Source organism: Pantoea sp. X-Soil-ISGK-259, assembly GCF_059730705.1.
In genome coordinates this window covers 72,641-95,480 of the sequence record NZ_AP035986.1, presented here as the reverse complement: position 1 = coordinate 95,480, position 22,840 = coordinate 72,641, and the positions used below count along the sequence as shown (strand labels likewise).

At 54.0% G+C, this 22,840-nt stretch carries 20 protein-coding genes and 4 pseudogenes; 12 read left to right on the top strand and 12 right to left on the bottom strand.

What is annotated here, in order from left to right; translation table 11 throughout:
- Positions 1 to 41: 41 nt before the first annotated feature.
- Positions 42 to 638, top strand: coding sequence for an HD domain-containing protein (locus AC6I77_RS00455; RefSeq protein WP_008926412.1), 597 nt, complete (start codon positions 42 to 44; stop codon positions 636 to 638).
- A gap of 38 nt (positions 639 to 676) precedes the next feature.
- Here AC6I77_RS00455 and AC6I77_RS00450 read toward each other — a convergent pair whose 3' ends face one another.
- Positions 677 to 973: an HTH-type transcriptional regulator gene (locus tag AC6I77_RS00450; RefSeq protein WP_003848045.1), complete on the bottom strand. Its 297-nt coding sequence runs from the start codon at positions 971 to 973 to the stop codon at positions 677 to 679.
- Positions 974 to 1,709: 736 nt separating this feature from the next.
- On the opposite strand from AC6I77_RS00450, the gene AC6I77_RS00445 reads away from it, so the two are divergent.
- The 6 genes from AC6I77_RS00445 (at position 1,710) to AC6I77_RS00420 (ending at position 8,938) form a co-directional block, all read left to right on the top strand.
- The gene (locus AC6I77_RS00445; protein ID WP_003848043.1) at positions 1,710 to 3,308 is read left to right on the top strand and encodes a gamma-glutamyltransferase family protein; all 1,599 of its coding nucleotides are present in this window, start codon (positions 1,710 to 1,712) and stop codon (positions 3,306 to 3,308) included.
- Positions 3,309 to 3,534: 226 nt separating this feature from the next.
- The gene (locus AC6I77_RS00440; protein ID WP_497816670.1) at positions 3,535 to 4,251 is read left to right on the top strand and encodes a DUF3053 domain-containing protein; all 717 of its coding nucleotides are present in this window, start codon (positions 3,535 to 3,537) and stop codon (positions 4,249 to 4,251) included.
- A gap of 432 nt (positions 4,252 to 4,683) precedes the next feature.
- Positions 4,684 to 6,618, top strand: a complete 1,935-nt coding sequence (locus tag AC6I77_RS00435; protein ID WP_003848039.1) for a PTS mannitol transporter subunit IICBA — start codon at positions 4,684 to 4,686, stop codon at positions 6,616 to 6,618.
- A gap of 95 nt (positions 6,619 to 6,713) precedes the next feature.
- Positions 6,714 to 7,862: a mannitol-1-phosphate 5-dehydrogenase gene (mtlD, locus tag AC6I77_RS00430; protein WP_003848038.1), complete on the top strand. Its 1,149-nt coding sequence runs from the start codon at positions 6,714 to 6,716 to the stop codon at positions 7,860 to 7,862.
- 64 nt (positions 7,863 to 7,926) lie between these two features.
- Positions 7,927 to 8,472 (top strand): mannitol operon repressor MtlR, encoded by a 546-nt coding sequence (gene mtlR / locus AC6I77_RS00425; RefSeq protein WP_181162247.1) that lies wholly within the window; start codon positions 7,927 to 7,929, stop codon positions 8,470 to 8,472.
- Positions 8,473 to 8,575: 103 nt separating this feature from the next.
- Positions 8,576 to 8,938, top strand: a complete 363-nt coding sequence (locus AC6I77_RS00420; protein WP_008926409.1) for a YibL family ribosome-associated protein — start codon at positions 8,576 to 8,578, stop codon at positions 8,936 to 8,938.
- Between the two features lie 9 nt (positions 8,939 to 8,947).
- Here the strand turns inward: AC6I77_RS00420 and AC6I77_RS00415 are convergent, their stop codons facing one another.
- The 3 genes from AC6I77_RS00415 to AC6I77_RS00405 all read right to left on the bottom strand — a co-directional run bounded on the left by AC6I77_RS00415 (position 8,948) and on the right by AC6I77_RS00405 (position 12,358).
- Positions 8,948 to 9,916, bottom strand: coding sequence for a VirK/YbjX family protein (locus tag AC6I77_RS00415; RefSeq protein ID WP_078805060.1), 969 nt, complete (start codon positions 9,914 to 9,916; stop codon positions 8,948 to 8,950).
- Positions 9,917 to 10,117: 201 nt separating this feature from the next.
- Positions 10,118 to 10,735: a superoxide dismutase [Mn] gene (sodA, locus tag AC6I77_RS00410; protein ID WP_008926407.1), complete on the bottom strand. Its 618-nt coding sequence runs from the start codon at positions 10,733 to 10,735 to the stop codon at positions 10,118 to 10,120.
- Between the two features lie 282 nt (positions 10,736 to 11,017).
- Entirely contained in the window at positions 11,018 to 12,358 is a 1,341-nt protein-coding gene (locus AC6I77_RS00405; protein ID WP_003849706.1) for an aspartate aminotransferase family protein, read from the bottom strand.
- A gap of 207 nt (positions 12,359 to 12,565) precedes the next feature.
- On the opposite strand from AC6I77_RS00405, the gene AC6I77_RS00400 reads away from it, so the two are divergent.
- On the top strand, positions 12,566 to 13,342 hold the full coding sequence (locus tag AC6I77_RS00400) for a DeoR/GlpR family DNA-binding transcription regulator (protein ID WP_003849703.1): 777 nt from the start codon (positions 12,566 to 12,568) through the stop codon (positions 13,340 to 13,342).
- Here the strand turns inward: AC6I77_RS00400 and fdhD are convergent.
- Entirely contained in the window at positions 13,339 to 14,163 is an 825-nt protein-coding gene (fdhD, locus tag AC6I77_RS00395) for a formate dehydrogenase accessory sulfurtransferase FdhD (protein WP_039658642.1), read from the bottom strand. The genes AC6I77_RS00400 and fdhD overlap by 4 nt on opposite strands.
- 286 nt (positions 14,164 to 14,449) lie before the next feature.
- On the opposite strand from fdhD, the pseudogene AC6I77_RS00390 reads away from it, so the two are divergent.
- From AC6I77_RS00390 to AC6I77_RS00380, 3 genes and pseudogenes are all read left to right on the top strand, one after another.
- Positions 14,450 to 14,827, top strand: a pseudogene (locus tag AC6I77_RS00390) (cytochrome b family protein); the annotation flags it as partial.
- Positions 14,827 to 15,750 (top strand): formate dehydrogenase accessory protein FdhE, encoded by a 924-nt coding sequence (fdhE, locus tag AC6I77_RS00385; RefSeq protein WP_003849696.1) that lies wholly within the window; start codon positions 14,827 to 14,829, stop codon positions 15,748 to 15,750. The pseudogene AC6I77_RS00390 and the gene fdhE, both read left to right, overlap by 1 nt.
- Before the next feature lie 21 nt (positions 15,751 to 15,771).
- Positions 15,772 to 16,383, top strand: a complete 612-nt coding sequence (locus AC6I77_RS00380; RefSeq protein ID WP_003849694.1) for a glutathione S-transferase — start codon at positions 15,772 to 15,774, stop codon at positions 16,381 to 16,383.
- A 136-nt stretch (positions 16,384 to 16,519) separates the two neighbouring features.
- Here the strand turns inward: AC6I77_RS00380 and AC6I77_RS00375 are convergent, their stop codons facing one another.
- Together AC6I77_RS00375 and AC6I77_RS00370 are read right to left on the bottom strand one after the other, a co-directional pair.
- Positions 16,520 to 16,819, bottom strand: coding sequence for a type II toxin-antitoxin system RelE/ParE family toxin (locus AC6I77_RS00375; protein ID WP_039658643.1), 300 nt, complete (start codon positions 16,817 to 16,819; stop codon positions 16,520 to 16,522).
- Complete coding sequence (locus tag AC6I77_RS00370) at positions 16,816 to 17,100, bottom strand: damage-inducible protein J (RefSeq protein ID WP_033743358.1); 285 nt, start codon at positions 17,098 to 17,100, stop codon at positions 16,816 to 16,818. The genes AC6I77_RS00375 and AC6I77_RS00370 overlap by 4 nt, the downstream gene beginning before the upstream one ends.
- 369 nt (positions 17,101 to 17,469) lie before the next feature.
- On the opposite strand from AC6I77_RS00370, the pseudogene AC6I77_RS00365 reads away from it, so the two are divergent.
- Positions 17,470 to 17,678, top strand: a pseudogene (locus AC6I77_RS00365) (SymE family type I addiction module toxin).
- Between the two features lie 585 nt (positions 17,679 to 18,263).
- Here AC6I77_RS00365 and AC6I77_RS00360 read toward each other — a convergent pair.
- From AC6I77_RS00360 to glyQ, 5 genes and pseudogenes are all read right to left on the bottom strand, one after another.
- A pseudogene (locus AC6I77_RS00360) lies at positions 18,264 to 18,385 on the bottom strand (VENN motif pre-toxin domain-containing protein); the annotation flags it as partial.
- Positions 18,386 to 18,422: 37 nt separating this feature from the next.
- On the bottom strand, positions 18,423 to 18,884 hold the full coding sequence (locus AC6I77_RS00355) for a hypothetical protein (protein WP_033761724.1): 462 nt from the start codon (positions 18,882 to 18,884) through the stop codon (positions 18,423 to 18,425).
- Positions 18,871 to 19,578: pseudogene (locus AC6I77_RS00350) on the bottom strand (polymorphic toxin type 25 domain-containing protein); the annotation flags it as partial. The pseudogene AC6I77_RS00350 and the gene AC6I77_RS00355, both read right to left, overlap by 14 nt.
- 99 nt (positions 19,579 to 19,677) lie before the next feature.
- Positions 19,678 to 21,747 carry a glycine--tRNA ligase subunit beta gene (gene glyS / locus AC6I77_RS00345; RefSeq protein ID WP_039658644.1) on the bottom strand — a complete coding sequence of 690 codons (2,070 nt, stop codon included), beginning with the start codon at positions 21,745 to 21,747 and terminating at the stop codon, positions 19,678 to 19,680.
- Between the two features lie 9 nt (positions 21,748 to 21,756).
- Positions 21,757 to 22,668, bottom strand: a complete 912-nt coding sequence (glyQ, locus tag AC6I77_RS00340; RefSeq protein WP_003849680.1) for a glycine--tRNA ligase subunit alpha — start codon at positions 22,666 to 22,668, stop codon at positions 21,757 to 21,759.
- Between the last annotated feature and the right edge of the window lie 172 nt (positions 22,669 to 22,840).

Sequence of the window (22,840 nt, the reverse complement as noted above, 5' to 3'; positions counted from 1 at the left end):
GCTAGATAATTGCAAGCAAACTTTTAGTCAGGGGTAAAAGCATGCTGGATTCACTGGAAGAACAGGCGCGTCGATTCGCCACCGAGGCACATGCCAGTGCCGGTCAGCGCCGCAAATATACGGATGAGCCTTATATTGTTCATCCGGCCGCGGTGGTGGAACTGGTGCGCAGCGTCAGCCATGACGAGGCATTGTTAGCGGCAGCCTGGCTGCACGATACCGTAGAAGATACCTCCACGACCCAGAGCGATATCGAAGCCCACTTTGGCGCGCGCGTGGCCAGCCTGGTGGAGATGCTGACCGATAGCGCACCGGCTACGGCGAAAAATCGGGCGGCCCGGAAGCTTGCGCACTTTCGCCATACGGCCAGCGCCAGTCCTGAGGCCCAGACTATCAAGCTGGCGGACATCATCGACAATACCCGCGCGATTGTACGTTTTGATCCTGACTTTGCGCGGGTCTACCTGGTGGAAAAGCAGATACAGATTGCGTTGCTGAAGCAGGGCGATGCACAGTTGTGGCAGCAGGCTTCGACGATCATAGAAAGCGGGCTTGCCCGGTTGCGGGAGCCGCCCTACAGCGTGCCGGAGAGCTGGTTTGTCAAACAGGCCGCTAAATACAGCATAAAACACGCATAAAAAAACCCGCCAGCGGCGGGTGTTTTCATGATGCCTGATTATTCAAGCAACTGGCGTCCCAGATAGGGATTGGCCTGTAATAACTTCATCAGTTTCTGCGCCGTCGCGGATGGACGGGTACGCCGGGCTTCCCAGCTTTTCACGGAAGATACGCTCACGCCCATCACTTTAGCAAACTCATCAACCTGCATGCCGGTCATTTCGCGCAGACGCTGTGGCTCTGGCTGGGCGGGTTGCTGACGCTGAATAAGTAACTCGGCGGCGCGATCATCACGTGTCAAAACAATCTGCTCAAGGCTGCTGAGCAATTCAAACATCGGGTCTTTTAATTCCATAGAGAACTCCTTAAAAACTCACTATGAAGCACGTGAAAGTAGAGAGGTACGAGCCTGAAGTCAGGACTCTGAAACCGGGCCTGTTCAGGCTGGATCCCGCAAGGGTTTGTTTTTGTTATGAGAAAAACCATTACGGGACACAGCCTGCGGTGCACTGCTTATAAAGGTGTCAGAACAATGCAACAAATGCCGGGAGACTAAGTATGGATAGAGACCTGACTATTTGCCGCGCAATTTATAATTATTTTTTTAACTAACGTGTGCCGAAAACGCTCCAGCGCTTCTAACCTACTGAGGCGGTTGATTTTTGCGCCTGCACAGCGGGCAAAAAAATCAAATGGTGTTTGCTATTTATGTGGATGCCATCAAGCTTTTGGCGGGCACATTCTCATTTCTGTGAGGCATTACACCTCTTCAGGTAGTGATTGCAAAATATACGCCAATGGTTTACTTCATGAACACTTATATTCACAGTTCTGATTAATTTAAGAATAGTCCTGGTTTGCCGCTGAGCCCTGGCGCGCGGCGGCTCACAGCGACGTGCGGAGAAATATTTTATTCTGAACGCCGCCATATCGTCAGCGAAATCAACAGTCACTCTAACGAAACGGCAGATGCCTCATGCCGGTGCAGTCAGCCGTCCTTAATCGCGCTGATGCGCGCTAAAAGTGCAGCCTTGTGATTGCGCACTCATGACGGGTAAAAAGAGACCTGCCACCTGAAAGGATGAAGAGCGATGCGAGAAACAGATTTTGACGTCGGATACCCTTCTCATCGCGTACCGATGATGGGACGCAATGCCGTGGCGACCTCACAACCGCTGGCGGCGCAGGCGGGCTTACGGATGCTGCAGCAGGGCGGAAATGCTGTAGATGCCGCTGTCGCTACCGCCATCGCCTTAACTGTGCTGGAGCCAACCGGAAACGGCATCGGCAGCGATGCGTTTGCCATTGTCTGGGACGGCAGCGAGCTGCATGGATTAAACGCCTCAGGCCGTTCGCCCGCCGCGTGGCATCCTGAGCGCTTCGCCGGTTTGAGTGCAATGCCAGAAACCGGCTGGGAGTCCGTTACCGTCCCGGGTGCCGTCTCGGCGTGGGTCACGCTGGCGCAGCGCTTCGGGACCCTACCGCTGACCACACTGGCGCAACCCGCAATTGACTATGCGCGCAACGGTTTTCCGGTATCACCGCTGATTGGTCAGCTGTGGCAGCGAGGCTATGACAAGCTACGGGATCAGCCTGGCTTCATCGACTGCTTTGCGCCGCAGGGCCGTCCACCCCGTGCGGGCGAGTTATTCCGCAATCCGGCTCAGGCCCGGACCCTGCAGACGATCGCTGAGACACAGGGTGAAAGTTTTTATCGCGGTGCACTGGCGCAGAAGATGACAGCCTTTGCCCGTGAACATGGCGCGGCGCTGACGCTGGACGATTTGAAAAACCATCGCGCCGACTGGGTTACCCTGCTGTCACATCCGTTTGCCGGGGGATCGGTGCAGGAGTTGCCGCCTAACGGTCAGGGCATTGCGACATTGATTGCGCTCGGCATTCTGGAAGCGTGGGAGATCAACCGTTATGCGCCTGATTCGCCGCAGTGGCTGCATCTCTCCATTGAGGCGATGAAACTGGCACTGGTTGATCTGGAGCGTTATGTCACCGATGAAGATCATCTCGAGTTCCCGGCAGCGTTACTGCTGAGTAAAGAGTATATCCGCCAGCGGGCAGCGTTGATTGATCCTGACAAAGCGGGAGATTTCCGCTTTGGATCACCGCAGCAGAGCGGCACGGTGTATGTTGCGACGGCTGATGCCAGCGGTATGATGGTCTCATTCATTCAGTCTAACTACATGGGCTTTGGCTCCGGCGTGGTGGTGCCCGACACCGGCATCAGCCTGCAGAACCGTGGGGCGGGCTTTTCACTCGATCCAGACCATCCTAACGTGGTGGCAGGCGGTAAGCGCCCTTTTCACACCATCATCCCGGCCTTTGCGCTGGATGAGCAGGGTCAGCCGCTGATGGCGTTTGGTGTGATGGGTGGCCCGATGCAGGCGCAGGGTCATGTCCAGCTGGCGCTGCGAATTATGCTGCACCGCCAGAATCCGCAGGCTGCGATTGATGCGCCGCGCTGGCGGGTGGTACAGGGACGCGAGGTGGTGTTTGAATCGACACTCGATCGCAATACCCTGAGCACGCTGCGCCGCATGGGGCACAATGTGGTACTGGAAGATCCCCTGAGCAATTACAACTTTGGTGGCGCGCAGGCGATAGTGCGCGATCCGCAGGGTTTCTATATTGCAGCCAGCGAGAGTCGCAAAGATGGTCAGGCGGTGGTGTTTTAAGGCTGCAGCCGTGATCGCCATACCGCTAAACTGACGTTCAGGTTAACGCATGATGGCAGGAAACGTATCGCGCTCTGACGTGCGGGCGATCCCGTTGTATCACCGGCGTTTAAGAAAGCCTCTGCTTCACAGGCGGTTTCACATTGTGCCGTGACGGCGGTTTGTTCTATTCTTTAGGCCATTCCTACCTGGACATCAGACAGTACTACCGACAGGAGTTGACCCAATGGCTTCAGGACTTACACGCCTTATGGCACGCGGCGGCATTATGCTCGCTGGCGCGCTCATCGTGCTGCAACTCACCGCATGCGGTGACAAAGAAGGCGAGCAGCGTAAAGCATTTATTGATTTCCTCCAGAATACCGTGATGCGCAGTGGCGAGCATCTCCCTAGTCTCAGCGAAAACCAGAAGCAAAGCTTTGGCAACTTCGCCAGCGATTACGCCATCATGTACGGCTTTTCGCAGCAGGCGAACAAAGCCGTTGAACAGGGGATGCGTCCGGTGGTGGATGAACTGTCTGCCATTCGCGTTCCGCAGGATTATCTCAGCCGTCGTGATTCCCTGCGTCAGGCCACGAGCGCACTGGTCATTGTTACCCAGCAGATTGAGAGCGCAAAAATGCAGGCGGACAGCAGCAAAGCGGCCCTAAAGCAGACGGATGATCTGAAAAAAGTCTACGACACCGCCTATAACAAAGTGGTGACGGTACCCGCCAATCAGCTGATTCCGCTGCTGCCTAAACTTCAGGCGCTGAGCCAGGCTGCCGTGCAGACCGGCGAATTCCTGCAAACTCAGGGTACCCGCGTCAGCTTCAATGATGGCGGCGTGCAGTTCCCGACGCAGGATCAGGCTTCACAATACAACGCGATAATGAGCACGTTATCCGCGAATGCACAGGCGCTTCCTCAGGCACAAGCGGCCGTTCAGGGTGGCCTGCATTAAATCTGCTTTATGGGCAGGCGTAGGTCGCCTGCCCGTCTCCACGCCTTTTCTAATCTCATCCGATAGCCTGTCGAATGAAGTGTGATCTGGCGCATTTTCGACCAAAAATAGTTTGTGATCTGAGTCACATTTATATAACAAACCCCCGCCCTTTTAGTGTGATCAAACTCACAGATAATCAGCTATCACGCGTAAAAACCAGGCAAAACAACACGTAACCGTTATAAAAATGTGATCAATGTCACGCTAATCACCCCTGCCACCACCCTTAATCAGTGATGTAGATCACACTTTTCCCGCGTGCTACGCAGTGCCAAATTCGCGTGATAGAGTCCGCGTGCATACAGTAATACCACCGGCTGCGAGTCGGGGTGGCTAAACAAAAACAAACGCGCTCTCCTATTGCAGCGCGTCTCAATAAGGGGTGGGTTTATGTCCTCATCAGTGAAGGTCAAAGTACAGAGCTTTGGTCGCTTTCTGAGTAATATGGTGATGCCAAACATCGGGGCGTTCATCGCCTGGGGTATCATCACCGCGCTGTTTATTCCAACTGGCTGGATCCCGAACGAAACGCTGGCCAAACTGGTTGGCCCAATGATCACCTACCTGCTGCCACTGCTGATCGGTTTTACCGGTGGGCGTCTGGTGGGCGGCGATCGTGGCGGTGTGGTCGGTGCAATTACGACAATGGGTGTGATTGTCGGTGCGGATATGCCGATGTTCCTCGGTGCAATGATTGCCGGTCCACTGGGCGGCTGGGCAATTAAGTCGTTTGACCGGGCGATTGACGGCAAAATCAAAAGCGGCTTCGAGATGCTGGTTAACAACTTCTCGGCCGGTATTATCGGGATGATTCTGGCACTGCTGGCGTTCCTGGCGATTGGTCCGCTGGTAGAAGGTCTGTCACACATTCTCGCCGCAGGCGTGAATCTGATGGTGCAGAACAACCTGCTGCCGCTGACCTCAATCTTCGTGGAACCGGCAAAAATCCTGTTCCTGAACAACGCCATCAACCACGGGATCTTCTCACCGCTGGGTATCCAGCAAGCCAGTGAGGCGGGCAAGTCGATCTTCTTCCTGATCGAAGCCAACCCGGGTCCGGGTATGGGCGTGCTGATGGCCTACATGTTCTTTGGTCGTGGTAGTGCTAAACAGTCTGCAGGCGGTGCGGCAATTATCCACTTCCTTGGCGGCATCCATGAGATCTACTTCCCGTATGTGCTGATGGCGCCTCGCCTGCTGCTGGCGGTCATCCTGGGAGGCATGACGGGTGTCTTCACACTGACCGTGCTGAACGGTGGCCTGGTCTCGCCTGCTTCACCGGGTTCAATCCTGGCGGTGCTGGCGATGACACCAAAGGGTGCCTACTTTGCGAACATCGCTGCCATTGCTGCCGCTTTCGCCGTCTCCTTCGTAGTTTCCGCTATCCTGCTGAAAACCAGCAAGGTTAAAGAAGATGACGATATCGAAGCCGCGACTCAGCGCATGCATGAGATGAAAGCGCAGTCGAAAGGCCAGAGCGTGGCGGGTGCACCCGTCGCCAGCGATGCGATGAGCGTCGAGCTGCATCACGTGCGCAAAATTATCGTCGCCTGTGATGCCGGTATGGGCTCAAGCGCCATGGGTGCAGGTGTTCTGCGTAAGAAAGTGCAGGATGCAGGTCTGAGCAATGTGTCGGTGACGAATACCGCGATCAATGCCCTGCCAGGCGATGTCGATCTGGTGATTACCCATCGTGATCTGACCGAGCGTGCTATTCGCCAGGCTCCGCATGCGCAGCACATCTCGCTGAATAACTTCCTCGACAGTGCGCTCTACAGCACGCTGACCGAACGTCTGGTTGCCGCTAATCGCAGCGACGTGCATCGTCAAACGGTCACCACTGCGCTCTCTGACAGTTACGATGAAGGCAACGCACACCTGTTTAAACTGGGTGCAGATAACGTCTTCCTCGGCCTGACCGCCAGCAACAAAGAACAGGCGATTCGTTTTGCTGGTGAACAGCTGGTGAAAGGCGGTTATGTAGAGCCAGAATATGTTGACGCGATGCTGGCGCGTGAAAAACTGACGCCGACCTACCTCGGTGAGTCGATTGCGGTGCCGCACGGGACCGTTGAAGCGAAAGATCGCGTGCTGAAAACTGGCGTGGTGTTCTGTCAGTATCCGGCAGGCGTCCTGTTTGGCGAAGAGCCAGATGACGTCGCGCGCCTGGTGATTGGTATTGCTGCCCGTAATAACGAGCACATTCAGGTGATTACCAGCCTGACCAATGCGCTGGATGATGACAGCGTGATTGAGAAGCTGGCGAACACCACCCGCGTGCAGGAAGTGCTGGATCTGCTGTCAGGCAAGCCTGCCGTCGCGTAATTCAGAGCAATTCTTTCCCTGGGGCGGTCATGCCCGTCCCGATTTCCTGGGGCGGGTTTGCCCGCCCCATCGTCATTTGATATGGGTCAAAAATTATGAAAGCGTTACATTTCGGAGCAGGAAACATTGGTCGCGGCTTTATCGGCAAATTACTGGCTGATGCAGGTATCGAACTGGTTTTTGCTGATGTGAATCAGACGGTGCTGGATGCACTGAACGCGCGTCATGAGTATCCCGTTCATGTGGTTGGCGAACAGGCCAAAGTGGAAACCGTTAAAGGCGTCAGTGCCGTAAACAGCACCAGCGATGAGATCATCACCCTGGTCTCTGACGTCGATCTTGTTACCACCGCCGTGGGTCCGCAGATTCTGGAGCGTATTGCCGCCAGTGTGGCAAAAGGTCTGGCAAAACGCAGCGACAACGGTAACACCCGTCCATTAAATATCATCGCCTGTGAGAATATGGTGCGCGGCACCAGCCAGCTAAAACAGCATGTGCTGAAGGCGCTGCCGGCGCAGTATCACGCCTGGCTGGAAGAGCATGTCGGCTTTGTGGATTCCGCTGTCGATCGCATCGTGCCCCCTTCTGAAGCAGGCAGCACCGATCCACTGGAAGTGACCGTTGAAACCTTCAGCGAATGGATCGTCGATCAAACCCAGTTTAAAGGTGACCTGCCAGCCATTCCTGGCATGGAACTGACCGACAATCTGATGGCCTTTGTTGAGCGTAAACTCTTCACCCTGAACACCGGTCACGCCATTACCGCCTACCTCGGCCAGCTGGCGGGTCACCAGACCATTCGTGACGCCATCCTTGATGAAAAAATCCGGGCCGTAGTGAAAGGCGCAATGGAAGAGAGTGGCGCGGTACTGATTAAACGTTACGGTTTTGACGCGGAAAAACATGCGGCCTATATCCAGAAAATTCTGGGTCGTTTTGAAAATCCTTATCTGAAAGATGATGTTGAGCGCGTAGGCCGTCAGCCGCTGCGTAAACTCAGCGCGGGCGATCGCCTGATTAAGCCCACGCTGGGCACACTGGAGTATGGTTTACCGCACGCCAGCCTGGTGCAGGGTATTGCTGCTGCCATGCACTATCACAGCGATCAGGACCCGCAGGCACAGGAACTGGCCGCGCTGCTGGCAGAAAAAGGCCCGCAGGCTACGCTGGCTGAGATTTCAGGACTGGATGCCGACAGCGAAGTGGTGGCTTCTGTGGTGAGCGCCTGGCACGCTATGGCATAATGCGCACGTGTTAGTGACGCAAGCCGGGCGCAGTTCGCCTGCGCCCAACGGCGGTATTGAACCCATGCAGGCAATAATGGAAGAGAAGCAGGCTTTTGAGAACCGGGTGCTTGAGCGCCTGAACGCCGGTCGTTCGGTGAGAAGCTTTCTGATCGCCGCCGTTGAGCTATTGGCTGAAGCCGTCAATCTGCTGGTGCTGCAGGTGTTCCGCAAAGATGACTATGCGGTTAAATATGCCGTAGAACCGCTGCTGCTGGGTAATGGCCCTTTGGGCGAACTCTCGGTTCGCCTGAAGCTGATTTACGGACTTGGCGTCATCAGCCGGCACGAATATGAAGATGGTGAACTGCTGCTGGCACTGCGCGAAGAGCTGAATCACGACCACGGCGATTATCGTTTTACTGACGACGAGATTCTCGGCCCGTTTGGGGAACTGCACTGTGTCACGGCCTGGCCACCCGCGCCGGTGTTTAATACTGAAGATCCCGAGCTGCGCAGTATGCAGCAGCAGCGCTATCTGCAGATGGTGCGCTCCACCATGGTCCTGTCACTCACCGAGCTGATCGCGCGCATCAGTATGAAGCAGGCGTTTAAAAAGTCCGGTAGCTGATCCTGTCAGGCGCCATCACGGCGCCTTTTTCGTCTTAACCTGAACGGGAATATGCGCCAGATTTGGTGTATCCTTGCCCTGTTTTCCTCAACGAGTTGTTGTCATGAAAGAGCAAGAAAAGAACGAAATCAAACTTCTCAGCGATAAGCTGGACGCATTGAACCGCAAAGAACCGCAGCTACTTGAATCGGGTGATGTCGAGAAACTGGGCGCGTTGCTGAAAGAGAAAGAAGCGCTGGTCATTGAGATTGAGCGCCTGCGCGGTCAGCGGGTTGAAAAACTCAGTGCCGAAGCGCAGAAGCTGCAGAAAATGGGCTTCAGCCGCGAAATTACCAAGAAAGAGCAGGCAAATCTGGGCGCGCTGAAAAAAAGCGTGCGCGGCCTGGTGGTGGTGCATCCAATGACCGCGCTGGGACGTGAGATGGGTCTGACAGCGATGACCGGCTTCGCTAAAAGCGCATTCTGACGGAGTCGATCAGGCAGCTGCCTGATCGACATCGGCTTTGCGTTCGCAAGCGGCGGCGTACACCTGCTCCGCCAGCGCATCCAGCAGTTCATAGCGACGGCGATACTCTGCCCGCTTCTTACTGGCGATCTCCTCCAGTGTCTTGCGCGGCAGGCTCAGCGGCAGAGTAAACATCCCATCTTTGCGCGCTTCACCGCTCAGCGACAGCCAGAATTCACTGTAGCTGGCAAAGAACTTATCCCCTTTGCTATGGCGATAACGCAGACTGCGGAAGACATGTGTCTCATCACCTACCGCCAGAATATTTTCCACACCGCACTGCTTCGCAACAATAAATACCGCTTCCATTAACAGACGCTTTGGAAAGAGACCGTGAGCCGCTTTGGTCGCCTCGCGGATCATCTCATTATTGATATGTTTCCGCGGCCCCTGTAGTCCACCAATTAACAGGGTGCGCTGGCTATTTTCGTTGAGAATAGAAAATGAGAGCGACGCAATAATTTCGTCGTTATAACGCAATACCATTGTCACTTCCCCTTCCCGGTCGAAATAACCAGAGCTGCACGAGAGGATAAAGTTTTCGCCATTTTTACCGGTCAGTGTGGCCAGTGGATTATCCGTAGCGCTTTGCAACAGCTGGCGCAGCATAGGATTTTCCAGATTATTCATCAGGCTGTAATGATCAAGTATCGCCTGCGCACGTGCTGCAATGCTCAGTCCTGAACGCAGATAGGGCCGGTGCAGCTTAGCGGGCAACAATCCCTGCGTGCTCATCAGCAGCGGGAGTTGCGGTAAATGCGACAACGCGTCCAGATAATGCAGCGTCGTCAGTGGCGATATTAAGGTTCTTAACACAAATTTCAGGCGGAAACGTTTACTTTTCCAGAGTTTATCCGGAACATATTTCCCGCTAATTAACTGAAAAAAAAGAGAAGCAGAGGATTCGGTCGTATTTTCCTGAGTAGTTATAATTGACATAGTCAGCGACACACAATGAGTTAAACAAGAATGTCACTGAAAATAACATAGTCAATATCAACGGCAGGTTAATGCGGAATAACATTAAAACTCATATCTGATGACTTCGGGTCCGAATCTGGAATACACAAAATAGAGATAAAAAAAACCGGCGAAATAAATTTCACCGGTTTATCTTCATTGCGTTTACGCTTTGTTAACTTACTGAGCAGCAGCGAAGCGGGCTGCCGCTTCGTCCCAGTTAACCACGTTCCAGAACGCTTTGATGTAGTCAGGACGCTTGTTCTGATACTTCAGATAGTAAGCGTGTTCCCACACATCCAGACCGATGATCGGGAAGCCAGAAACGCCGGCAACCGCTTCACCCATCAGCGGGTTATCCTGGTTTGCGGTAGAAACCACAGCCAGTTTGTCGCCTTTCTTAACCAGCCATGCCCAGCCAGAACCGAAACGGGTCGCAGCGGCTTTCTCGAACTCTTCCTGGAATTTTTCCACGCTACCGAAATCTTTCTCGATAGCCGCTTTCAGGTCACCCTGCAGCGTGGTACCGGTTTTCAGGCCTTTCCAGAACAGGCTGTGGTTAGCGTGACCGCCTGCGTTGTTACGCAGTGGGCCTTTTTTGTCTGCTGGCAGCTGATCCAGTTTGGTGATCAGCTCTTCTACCGGCAGATTAGCAAATTCAGTACCTTCCAGCGCGGCGTTAGCGTTGTTCACATAGGTCTGGTGGTGTTTGGTGTGATGGATCTCCATCGTCTGCTTGTCGAAATGCGGTTCCAGTGCGTCGTATGCGTAAGGCAGGGATGGCAGTGAATAACTCATGTTCTTCCTCTCCATTTAGTTTGAGCAGCACGACGAATTCGGGACGTGCCGCGTAAGCAGTCGAATCATTATAGTTAAATTCATGTAGCGTAAAAGGGTAATCAATGCCCTATTAACCCTAAGGATTTGCGAAAGCCGGCATTAGCAACCCGTTGTTTTTACAGTGTGCTGATGCTGGCTCTGCCTTTTCAGACGTGCCAGGCAGGGAGAGCAGCACGCTGATGCCAGGCTATCAGCCAGCACGCCTCCCGCCTGAACGCCGCGTCGGCCCTGCTCTGCGCGTTACTGACCCAGCTCGCGCAGGGCGCTGTCGAGTGCGCCAACCAGCCAGTCGATATCGCTCTCCTGGAAAGCCAGTGGTGGACGCAGTTTCAGCACATTCCCATACGGACCGGCGACCGAGGTGAGCACACGATGTTCACGAAGCTTCTCAATCAAATCCAGCGCCAGCGTTTTGTCCGGCGTTTTGCTGTGACGATCGGTGACCAGTTCAAAGCCGATAAACAGTCCGGCACCGCGCACATCCCCCACACACTCATAGCGATCCATCAGGGTTCGCAGCTCAGCCAGAAGCTTCGCGCCGACCACGCGGCTGTGTTCCTGTAATCCCTCTTCGGTAATCACGTTCAGCACCGCCTGCGCCGCCGCCATCGCGACCGGATTCCCCCCAAAGGTATTGAAGTAGGGAATCGAATCGCTGAAGGCTGCCAGCACATCACTTTTTGCCAGCAGTCCGGAAACCGGAATGCCATTGCCCATCGGCTTGCCAGTGGTAATCACATCAGGCACCACATCGTGGCGACCAAAGCCCCAGAACGCGTCGCCAGTTCGGCCAAAGCCAGGCTGAACTTCGTCGGCAATAAAAATGCCGCCGTTGGCATGCACCACCTCAATCGCTTTTTTCAGGAAGCCGCGTGGATTGGGCAGAACGCCGTCCGAGGAGAAAATCGAGTCCGCCAGGAAACCGGCAAATTTAATGCCGTGCGCCGCCATGTCATCAATCTGCTGCTGAATCTGGTCTGCGAACCAGTCACCCAGGTCGGGCGCATCCACACGGTAGGCATCTGGCGGCATCACCAGCCGCGTGGTCGGTGCCAGTGGCTGTCCACTGCCCAGTGCCGGAGACGCGCCGGAGGTCAGCTCACTGGTGCCGTGATAGGCCTCTTTACTGACGATAATTCCGGTACCGCCGCTGAACGCGCGCGCCACGCGAATCGCCAGATCGTTGGCTTCCGATCCGGTGCACATGTACATCGCGCGATCGATCGCCGCAGGTGTCGTTGCCAGCAGCGCTTCACTGTAATCCAGAATCTTTTCATGCAGGTAACGCGTGTGGGTGTTCAGCATTTTCATCTGCTGCGTCACCGCCTCAATCACGGCCGGATGGCAATGACCAATGCTCGCCACGTTGTTGTAAACGTCGAGATATTTATCGCCCGCTGCGTCCCACAGATATTGCCCTTCACCCCGCACCAGATGAACCGGTTTGCGATAGAACAGGCGATAGGATTCGCCAAGCACTTTGCTGCGTTTATCGGTCAGTTTGCGTGTGTCACTGTCGAGCGCATCGGCATGTTCAGCACGAAAACTGTTGGTATCCATAATGGTGGAACGCGTGGCCATATTGACTCCCGTTACAAGGATGAAGGAAGAAGAGCGGACTCCTGTATCATGCCTGCCTGAATTTAAAATGCAACAAAATACACAAAAGCAATAAAATACACATGACGCCGTCAAGCCGCCGCGCTAAGCTTGCTCTCTGATCCAGACAGAATCTTTCGCGTCACTGGCGTATCATCCATGCTCTTCGCGCTTTATAAGGATTTCTCTATGCTGCAGGAAACGCGCCTTCATCGCATCCGTGCCTTACTGACCCGGCTAAACCAGGTCAGTACCGAGCGCATTATCAGGGAGCTGGGGGTATCACGCGAAACCGCGCGCCGCGACATCATTGAGATGGAAGCGCTGGGTCTGGCACGCCGCGTCCACGGTGGCCTGGTGGCCATTGAAACCCAGGCTGAACCGCCGCTCACGGAACGTCGCAGCACCCAGACCCGGGAGAAACGCGCAATCGCCCGCGCCGCTGCGCAATTGCTGCAGCCCGGACAGACGCTGTTTCTTGATGCGGGCAGCACCACCACGCTGCTGGCAGAGGAGTTACACGCCCTTTCCGGCCTGACGATAGTGACCAACAGCCTGCAGGCCGCGCTGGCACTGAGCGCTGGAGAAGAAAACCAGCCGTTGAATAATCAGATTATTTTGCTGGGTGGGACGATGTCGGCGGGTGCGCAACAGACGCGCGGCGAAATCACCGTTGGCGAGATTATCCGCTACCGAGCCGATGTCGCGCTGCTGTCGCCCGTGGGTATTGACGCAGAGTGCGGTGGCAGCAGTTTTCACCCGCACGAAGCGGCTATCGCCAGAGCAATGGTGCAGCAATCCGCTGCCTGCTATCTGCTGGCCGATCACACCAAACTCGGCGTGGTCAGCCGCACGGTTTACGCGCCGCCGCAGGCGATCTCCCTGCTGATTACTGACAGTGGCGGCGACAACGGTGCCGCACTTGAGGCGTTGCAGCAGACATTGCCAGCGGTAATGGTGGTTTAACGCAGACGCTGAGGATGGCTGTAGACTGTGGCGCGGCCAGGTTTACTGAATCCAACCAGCGTCAGGTTGCAGCGCTCAGCCACCTCAACCGCCAGGCGGGTCGCCGCCGAGACCGCAAACAGGATCTCCACGCCGCACATGGCAGACTTCTGCACCATTTCATAGCTGGCGCGGCTGGAGACCAGCACCGCGCCCGGTCCCCACGCAGCCTGACTGCGATAACCCAGCAACTTATCCAGTGCCACATGGCGCCCTACATCTTCACAGCCACCCGCCAGTTGACCATCAGGCTGGATCCACGCAGCAGCATGGGTGCAGCCCGTTTTCTGTCCGACCGGCTGATAATCTTTCAGCTGGCCCAGCGCCCGATCCAGGTGGTCCAGCGCGAAGGTCTGGGTAAACGGCAGCGGAGAGAGCGGCTTGCCAATCTGGTCCAGCTGTTCAACACCGCACACGCCGCAGCCGGTCCGGCCTGCCAGCGCGCGACGCTGTTCTTTCAGCGCCATAAAGCGGCGGCTGGACAGCTCAATCTGCACCTCAATACCGTGACAGCCCGGCACAATATCCATGCCGAAAATGTCGCCAGGTGCGTCGATAATGCCCTCTGATAGCGAAAAGCCCAGCGCAAAAGCCTCCAGGTCTTTGGGCGTGGTCATCATCACCACGTGTGATATACCGTTATAGACCAGCGCCACCGGAACTTCGTCTGCCAGCCAGTCATCCTGTGCATCGGTCAGACTGGCGCGCTGCCACACCTGCGTCCTGCTAACGCCGGTTTGAATTGTTAAATCTTCGCCTGAATCAGGCTGGATAGCTTTCAAAAATATAACCTGTTGTTAAGAGATGATCTCATTCGGTGCCCGGTAATGCAGAGCATAGACGCGCCCTGATTCTGCCTTTTAGCCCCCGAGAGCGCAAATAAACAGCGAGGCAATTGATGCGGTTTCTTCAGTGAAAATAACTGTCGCCCTGCCTGCTGGCGGCCCCATGAGAAAAGGTCTTTTTCATGTGTTAACGCCGGGAAAATCTGCAAATCACTGGAGTGTTAATGCGGATGTTTTGGGGAACCCGAAACACATGCCAATCCGTCGCCTTACCCTTTAACGGGCCAGAGAGATTCATCAGATTACAGTGAATAAAGAGGCAGGAGACACCCGTAAAAAGAACTTTGGTCAGAAGAGTCTGTTCTGGACTGCTATCATCAGCTTAGTACTGCCGCCTGCCAGCGGCATTGTGATCCGGGGACCGTACTTTTCAGATGCCTTTGTCATTCCGCTGAGTCGGCTGGCACTGATTGTGCATTCTGTTTCGGCAGTGACGCTGATCATCGTGATTATGGTGCCCGCTTATGCCGCATTATGGGTCAGAGGCACACTGGCCGCGAGGGTAGAAAGCTGAATATGCTCTTAATGAGCCAGACAGCATTATCCTTGTGGATATCGTGAGCGGCGTAATTCGCCAATAAAACAGGAAAAACGCCCCTGATGAGTATTCGTATAATCCCGCAGGATCCGCTGGAGAAAGGCGAAAAAACAACGGAGGAGATGATTCCGCCGTTACTTTTTCCACGGTTGAAAAATTTATACAGCCGTCGTGCCGCGCGACTGCGCGATCTTGCGGCGAAAAATCCACTCGGCGATTATCTGCGCTTTGCGGCGGTGATCGCTGAAGCGCAGGAAATTGTGCTGTATGACCATCCTCTGCATCTCGATCTGCATGCCCGACTGACGCAGAGCGCCAGCGAGGGCAAGCCACCGCTGAACATCCATACTCTGCCGCGCGATCCACACTGGCAACGGCTGCTGCACTCGCTGATTGCTGAGCTGAAGCCGGAGATGAGCGGTCAGGCGCTGGCGGTGCTGGAGAATCTGGAGAAGGCCTCAGCCACAGAGCTGGAGACACTGGCCGGTGCGCTGTTTACCGGCGAGTATGCACAGGTGAGCAACGATAAAGCGCCCTTTATCTGGGCAGCACTCTCGCTCTACTGGGCGCAGATGGCAGCCCTGATACCCGGTAAGGCACACGCTGAAATGGGGAATCAGCGTCAGTTCTGTCCGGTCTGCGCCAGTATGCCGGTCGCCAGCATCGTTCATATGGGCAGTCATGAAAGCGCGCGTTATCTGCACTGCAATCTGTGCGAAAGTGAATGGCATGTCGTGGGCAGCAAATGTACCCAGTGCGAACAGTCCCGTGACCTGCACTACTGGTCGCTCAGCAGCGAGAAAGCAGCCGTGAAGGCGGAAAGCTGTGGCGACTGCGGCACCTATCTGAAGATGCTCTATCAGGAGAACGATCCGGCCATTGAACCGGTGGCCGATGACCTGGCGTCGCTGATACTGGATGCAAAAATGGAGCAGGAAGGCTTCGCGCGCAGCAGTCTCAATCCTTTTATGTTTCCTGGCGAATAGTCACTGAATCCGGAGAACCTGATGAAACTGATTGGCAGCTATACCAGCCCGTTTGTGCGTAAGATTTCGATTATCCTGTTGGAAAAAGGCATCACGTTTGAATTCGTTAATGCATCGCCTTACAGCGATGACAGTCACGTGCCGCACTACAATCCGCTGGGCAAAGTTCCGGCGCTGGTCGCTGACGATAAGCAAATCTGGTTCGACTCCAGCATCATCGCGGAATTTCTGGAACTGCGCGGTGAGGAGCCGGCCCTGTTGCCTGCCGATCCGCTTAAGTCGCTCAACATCCGTCAGCTGGAGAAGCTGGCAGATGGCGTCAGCGATGCTGCGCTGGTGATTGTTCGCGAGCAGATGCGTCCGGGTAATTTGCAGTCCGAAGAGGTCCTGCTGCGTAACCGTGAAAAGATTAAGCGCAGCCTCGACATGCTGGAAGCCGTGGCCGCTGAAGGAAAATGGCTGAACAACGGCCAGCTCAGTCTGGCGGATATCGCCACCGGCTGCATGATCGGCTATCTCAATTTCCGCCGCGTGGTGCCAAACTGGTGTGTCGAACGACCGGCGCTGGTGAAGCTGGCGGAAACGCTGTTTCAGCGCGAGAGCTTTGCGCGGACAACGCCGCCTGCGGCGTGATGGGTGCTGTAGCTGGCAGGTGGCTGGATTCAAAGATGCGGTTTTGGGGCTAATTGTCTAATCCAGCTCTGAAGCGCGCCGTTCTTTCTGAGGACGTCCTTATATCTGACTTTCTGAGACACAAGTAACTGGCTGACTATCTTTGATAGCGGCCTGTTATTTTTTGGGATGTATGCAGTATACGCAGAATACGAACCCCATCTGTTTCAGCCACATAGAGAATGATAAAGGGAAAGCGTGGGACTGCCAGCTTACGCTGTTTTTCTGTGCTGACTTTCGTGCCCGCCAGGGGGTTTTCGCTAAGCAGACTGGGCATACGGATAAACTTAACGTCTGTTGCACTGGCTACCCGTACGCCAGCCTCACGATACAGATAACGAAATATCGTCTCCCTGTCCGCCTGCGCCTGTTTTTCCCATTGAACGGCTGATATCACAATGTTCCCCGCGCGGCCTGCGCTTTCAGCTCTTCCATGCGGGCATTCATTTCATCGTTACTGATGAACTCACTTTCACCGGCATCATAACGACTGAACGCCGCCGTTATTTGCTCTTCCAGCCATGCATCATGTTTACCCTCCTGATATTGCCGCTCTTCAGCAGCCAGCTCTTCCGCTCGCTGACGCATAACCTCAGTCAGCGTCTTCTTCTGGCGCTCGGCTGCCCGCATGGCGAGTCGTTTAACGTCGTCATCGATTCTGAAGTGGATAGTGCTCATGGCCGGACTCTCGTGTGGTGTCATTTGTGTTGTCATCATGCCTGTCATCCCTTTCTCTGTCATCCCCATTCCACTCTTATAGTGATGCCGACAATCACCACGCTATTATGAATAAGCGGCTGATTGCAGTTGCTGAAAAGAATATTGAGAAGAAGATGTAAACGAAATGGCAAAGTGAAAAATAATTCGTTTGCCAGAGACGCCTCGCAATCTATTACTTAGCGTTCAGCAGACTTACGAAGCAGACGATATATATGTGAACAGAAGAAAACAGTAAAGGAAGAACGTAACGAGAGATTTTTAGCGCGGACTGAAGGTGGTGGAACACCAACAGCCCGCTGACCACAACTAACTGAATCGGAGTTAATTATGGCTGGAAGAGATTCTACGTCAGAACCCGCTGTACCCCAAGCACGTAAAAGCATCGTCGGTTACCGCCCCAACGGCGGCAGACCGAATCCATTACCTCAACTGACCATCAAAGGACGATGGCTGGAGCAGTGGGGATTCGTCAAGGCCAGCCAGTCAGCATTATCGCCGAACAGGGCCAACTGATTATCCGGCTGGCTAAGGAGTGATCGGCAGGTAAAAAAATCCCGGCATTTAAAGGCCGGGATTGAGTGTTTATTCAGGTGGGAATTTCTGCTTTTTTCTTTTCTTTAACCACATTTTTATACAGATTCTGATACCCAGGATAAGGCCACCGACCTATCCAGATTTAAAGAAAGATGCAAAAAAATCATTCCAACTTAACGCTGCTCACCTAATTGAATTGATTTATTAAAGAAATATTGAGCTTTAGAATCACTTAAATCCATTGGTGTTCTCAAGCCGCCTATAGCATCTTTAGGGCCAGGAACATATTTACTGTCTTCAAATAAATAAGCCAGATAAGCCGTATTCTGCTCCGCAATCGATGTTTCCGTAATACTTCCATCCGTATTCAGCGCGCCTTCAATATTCTCCGTATGGCTTGCTACTTGCTCACCAGATCTAGCTGGCGTAACTAACGACGTCCCTTTATTTTCATCCTGAACTGGATTTACCAGTTTGCCAATGTTTTCTGTGCCTGCAAGTTGAGCACCACCAGTATTTAAATGGGCATACTAATCCTGCAACGAACTCAGATACTTCCCAATAATCTCATCGTTATCCATTATCTACAGGGTGACAAGACGCTCCAGTCATTGGAGGGCATTTTATCAGCTACATCTTTAATGGCCAGTCCGGCAGGCCCTGCTTTTACCCCGATTTCCAGCAACTGCTCTGCGACCTTTTTCCGGCAGGAATATAGTGTAGTGCAACTAATGCAAGATTACTTTTTAATTGCAAAGAACTACAATTAACCATGCTGTATAAGCCAGTCTTGATAGCCAGAGAAAAATCGAGCCAAAGGATAGATCTGTTTTTGTCAAAAAAACCTTTATGAAATAAAAGGGGCTTTTATCATCAGTAAATCCTTGGTGGAGATACTTCCCGTACAATGCAAAAAGAAAAAATGCAAGTCCTCCGGAAAAATTAGACATTAACAATAATTCATCCGCCCCCCTTCGATACTCCGCTATCGCTGCAGACATATATCCAAGAACAAGAAAAACCAATGCACAGTTTGATAAAGCATCCCGTTTAAAAAACATATAATTGAAATAAAGCATGGAGTCCTTACCTACCTTAGCGCCACCAAGATTTTTATAAACAAAAATAAAAAAACAACCACCCCATAACAATAAAAAACATAACAACATAAAGGATGAAACATTGAAAATAATATCATTCGAAATCATAGCGGTATATTTCCTTAGTGGAGTCACCGTTCATATCTATTTTTTATCATAGGAATCAATAGCAGAACCTGTAAAACCAATTCCCAGTCCAGTAGAAAACGAAACACCAATGCCATCTTTCCCGCCAGACATTTCCTACAGAACCGGGACCAAAACCGACGCTAGTTGAATAATCACGATTTAAGTCTCCAAACAATCCCGGGAAATATGGACCAAAGTCAATACCGATTGAAGCTCCAGCCTTAATACCAAATTCTTTAGTGTATCCTGTAGAAATAGAGAAGCAATCATTATTAATCTCATATCCTCTTTTCAAAGCAAGTCCCACGCCACCTGAAACTTCAACTTTTCCATTAGGTTTAACCTTATATTCAGTCCCCCAGGAAGGCCCTTCACCAATAGCAATATGATTCATCCCTTCCTGAATTTTTTCTGGTGTCAGATTATTGTCCTTGCCATACTGATTCCACGAGCCTACGGTCAGTCCGTAATCATTTGTTCCTGATGACAACATGCTGTTCCAGCCATCATTGAGCGAGTTATTCTCAATCGCATTTTCCCCCGCCTGAGCACTCGCCACAACATCCGCCGTACTGTCACCCACGACTCCACCCGCAAGTCCCGCCGCCAGCGTCCCCAGAGCGCTGATCGTCTGCCGCTGCTCTTCGCTCAGGTCGTCACGCTTAACCCCCGGATTTACGAAAAAACATACGTATACTCAGGCTATCCCGGCCCAAAAAATTCCATAAAAAAAGGGACGATTGCTCGTCCCTTTTTCGCACCGCTAATCACATTACTGCAGCAGCGAGATATCCGCGACCTGCAGGAACAGCTCTCGCAGTTTTGACAGCAGCGTCAGGCGATTGACCCGCACCGCCTGATCGTCGGCATTAACCATCACTTTATCGAAGAAGTTATCTACCGCAGTACGCAGCTGAGCCAGTTCGACCAGCGCATCCTGATAACGACCTTCCGCGAAGTAAGGCTGCAGCTTGCTGCTCAGCGCGGTAACAAAGGTCGCCAGCTGGATCTCTTCGTTCTCTTTCAGCAGCGACGCCTGCACACTCTCATTAAGCGTTTCAGTCGATTTCGCCAGAATGTTAGAGACGCGCTTGTTCGCCGCCGCCAGTGCTGAGGCTGCTTCCAGCGTACGGAAGTGCGACACCGCTTTCATGCGTGCATCAAAGTCAGCCGGACGAGTCGGACGACGCGCCAGAACGGCCTGCAGCGTGTCGATGCTGTGACCCTCTTCCTGATACCAGGTGCGGAAGCGACCCAGCATAAAGTCGATCACATCATCGACCACGCGGGCGTTGCTCAGCTTGCTGCCATACAGACGCACCGCTTCTTCAGTCAGCGTTTGCAGATCGAGCGGCAGGTTTTTCTCAACGATGATACGCAGCACGCCCAGCGCCGCACGACGCAGTGCGAACGGATCTTTGTCGCCTTTTGGATGCTGACCGATGCCAAAAATACCGGCCAGCGTATCCATTTTGTCAGCAATCGCCAGCGCACAGGCAACCGGGCTTGACGGCAGATCATCACCGGCAAAGCGCGGCTGGTACTGCTCGTTCAGCGCGACCGCCACATCTTCTGCTTCGCCGTCGTGACGCGCATAGTGCATGCCCATCACGCCCTGCGTGTCGGTGAACTCGAAGACCATGTTGGTCATCAGGTCACACTTCGACAGCAGGCCTGCGCGGGTGGCGTGATTCACATCGGCGCCAATTTCACCGGCAATCCAGCCCGCCAGAGCCTGAATGCGGTCGGTTTTATCGCGCAGCGTGCCCAGCTCTTTCTGGAACAGGACGGTTTCCAGACGCGGCAGATGATCTTCCAGACGCTTTTTGCGGTCGGTGTTAAAGAAGAACTCCGCATCGGCCAGGCGTGGACGTACCACTTTTTCGTTGCCGGAGATGATCTGGCGTGGTTCGCTGGACTCGATGTTGGTGACGAAAATGAAGTTCGGCATCAGATTGCCGTCATTGTCATACACCGGGAAATATTTCTGATCGCCTTTCATGGTGTAGACCAGCGCTTCCGCAGGCACCTTGAGGAATTTCTCTTCAAAGGTCGCGGTCAGGACCACCGGCCACTCCACCAGCGACGTCACCTCTTCCAGCAGGCTGTCACTGATATCGGCGTTGCCGCCTAAGCGACGTGCGGCTGCTTCTGCATCGGCTTTAATCATCGCTTTGCGAACCTGATAGTCTGCAATGACCTGGCCGCGTTTTTCCAGCACATCAGGGTACTGATCGGCGTTGTCGAGCGTGATTTCGCTTTCACCCATAAAACGGTGACCGCGAATAACCCGGTCTGACTTAATGCCCAGAATGGTGCCAGGGATCAGTTCATCGCCCAGCAGCATCGTCACAGTGTGAACCGGACGAACGAATTGCACATCGCTGTCGCCCCAGCGCATCAGTTTGGGCACTGGCAGCTTGCTGAGTGCGGTCGCAATCATCGCAGGGAGCAGCGCCTGAGCGGCTTCGCCTTTGACCTGAGCGCGGTAAACCAGCCATTCGCCTTTATCGGTGGCAAGGCGTTCAGCCTGATCGACAGTAATGCCGTTACCACGCGCCCAGCCTTCGGCGGCTTTGGTGGCGTTGCCATCAGCATCAAACGCTGCGGAAACAGCCGGACCGCGCTTCTCCACTTCCCGATCGGGTTGTGAGGCGCTCAGGTTTGCCACTTTCAGTGCCAGACGACGCGGTGCAGCAAACCAGCTGACCTCGCCGTGGCTCAGGTTGGCGGCATCCAGTTCAGCGGTGACCTGCGCGGCAAAGGCTTCTGCCAGGCTGCGCAGGGCTTTTGGTGGCAGCTCTTCGGTGCCGATCTCCACCAGGAAGGTTTGTTCAGTCATGGCTGCCTCTTACTTTTTGTTATTGCACATCGGGAAGCCCATTGCCTCGCGAGAGGCGTAGTAAGCTTCAGCCACGGCTTTGGTCAGGGTACGAATGCGCAGAATATAGCGCTGACGCTCTGTTACCGAGATCGCTTTGCGGGCATCCAGCAGGTTGAAGCTGTGTGCCGCTTTCAGAATGCGTTCGTAGGCGGGCAGTGGCAGCGGTTTTTCCAGCGCCAGCAGATGCTGCGCCTCTTTCTCGTACTGCTCGAAGCAGGTAAAGAGGAAATCGACGTCGGCGTATTCGAAGTTATAGGTGGATTGCTCCACTTCGTTCTGATGGAACACATCGCCGTAGGTGGTTTTGCCCAGCGGGCCGTCGCTCCAGACCAGATCGTAAACGCTGTCGACGCCCTGGATATACATCGCCAGACGCTCCAGGCCGTAGGTAATCTCGCCGGTCACCGGCTTACACTCCAGGCCGCCAACCTGCTGGAAGTAGGTGAACTGCGTCACTTCCATGCCGTTGAGCCACACTTCCCAGCCGAGTCCCCAGGCACCCAGCGTCGGGTTTTCCCAGTTATCTTCCACGAAGCGAATGTCATGCACCGTCGGATCCATACCCAGCTCTTTCAGCGAGCCGAGATAGAGCTCCTGAATGTTGTCCGGTGACGGTTTGATGATCACCTGGAACTGGTAATAGTGCTGCAGACGGTTCGGGTTTTCACCGTAGCGACCATCGGTTGGACGGCGTGATGGCTGCACGTAGGCGGCGGCGATCGGCTCCGGGCCGAGTGCGCGCAGGCAGGTCATCGGGTGTGAAGTGCCAGCGCCCACTTCCATGTCCAGCGGTTGGACAATGGTGCAGCCCTGACGCGCCCAGTAATCCTGCAAGGTCAGGATCAGCCCCTGAAAGGTTTTGGTATCAAACTTTTGCATGTTGAGTGTGCACGCGCTTCGGTTAGATTAAAAAAAGAGGCCGACAGTATACCCTTTGACCGCGCGATGTGCAGCCGTAAATCCCAGGCGCAACCGGCACGTTTTCGCAGTGATTCAGGGCGCTGGCATACAGATGCCTCTGAATCCTGTTGGCAGCAGTTGTTGCTCTGGT

Bases quoted from the DNA above. Each gene is read 5' to 3' on its own strand.
- AC6I77_RS00455 (WP_008926412.1), top strand. From the start codon at position 42: ATGCTGGATTCACTGGAAGAACAGGCGCGTCGATTCGCCACCGAGGCA.
- AC6I77_RS00450 (WP_003848045.1), bottom strand. From the start codon at position 973: ATGGAATTAAAAGACCCGATGTTTGAATTGCTCAGCAGCCTTGAGCAG.
- AC6I77_RS00445 (WP_003848043.1), top strand. From the start codon at position 1,710: ATGCGAGAAACAGATTTTGACGTCGGATACCCTTCTCATCGCGTACCG.
- AC6I77_RS00440 (WP_497816670.1), top strand. From the start codon at position 3,535: ATGGCTTCAGGACTTACACGCCTTATGGCACGCGGCGGCATTATGCTC.
- AC6I77_RS00435 (WP_003848039.1), top strand. From the start codon at position 4,684: ATGTCCTCATCAGTGAAGGTCAAAGTACAGAGCTTTGGTCGCTTTCTG.
- mtlD (WP_003848038.1), top strand. From the start codon at position 6,714: ATGAAAGCGTTACATTTCGGAGCAGGAAACATTGGTCGCGGCTTTATC.
- mtlR (WP_181162247.1), top strand. From the start codon at position 7,927: ATGCAGGCAATAATGGAAGAGAAGCAGGCTTTTGAGAACCGGGTGCTT.
- AC6I77_RS00420 (WP_008926409.1), top strand. From the start codon at position 8,576: ATGAAAGAGCAAGAAAAGAACGAAATCAAACTTCTCAGCGATAAGCTG.
- AC6I77_RS00415 (WP_078805060.1), bottom strand. From the start codon at position 9,916: ATGTCAATTATAACTACTCAGGAAAATACGACCGAATCCTCTGCTTCT.
- sodA (WP_008926407.1), bottom strand. From the start codon at position 10,735: ATGAGTTATTCACTGCCATCCCTGCCTTACGCATACGACGCACTGGAA.
- AC6I77_RS00405 (WP_003849706.1), bottom strand. From the start codon at position 12,358: ATGGCCACGCGTTCCACCATTATGGATACCAACAGTTTTCGTGCTGAA.
- AC6I77_RS00400 (WP_003849703.1), top strand. From the start codon at position 12,566: ATGCTGCAGGAAACGCGCCTTCATCGCATCCGTGCCTTACTGACCCGG.
- fdhE (WP_003849696.1), top strand. From the start codon at position 14,827: ATGAGTATTCGTATAATCCCGCAGGATCCGCTGGAGAAAGGCGAAAAA.
- AC6I77_RS00380 (WP_003849694.1), top strand. From the start codon at position 15,772: ATGAAACTGATTGGCAGCTATACCAGCCCGTTTGTGCGTAAGATTTCG.
- AC6I77_RS00370 (WP_033743358.1), bottom strand. From the start codon at position 17,100: ATGAGCACTATCCACTTCAGAATCGATGACGACGTTAAACGACTCGCC.
- AC6I77_RS00355 (WP_033761724.1), bottom strand. From the start codon at position 18,884: ATGATTTCGAATGATATTATTTTCAATGTTTCATCCTTTATGTTGTTA.
- glyS (WP_039658644.1), bottom strand. From the start codon at position 21,747: ATGACTGAACAAACCTTCCTGGTGGAGATCGGCACCGAAGAGCTGCCA.
- glyQ (WP_003849680.1), bottom strand. From the start codon at position 22,668: ATGCAAAAGTTTGATACCAAAACCTTTCAGGGGCTGATCCTGACCTTG.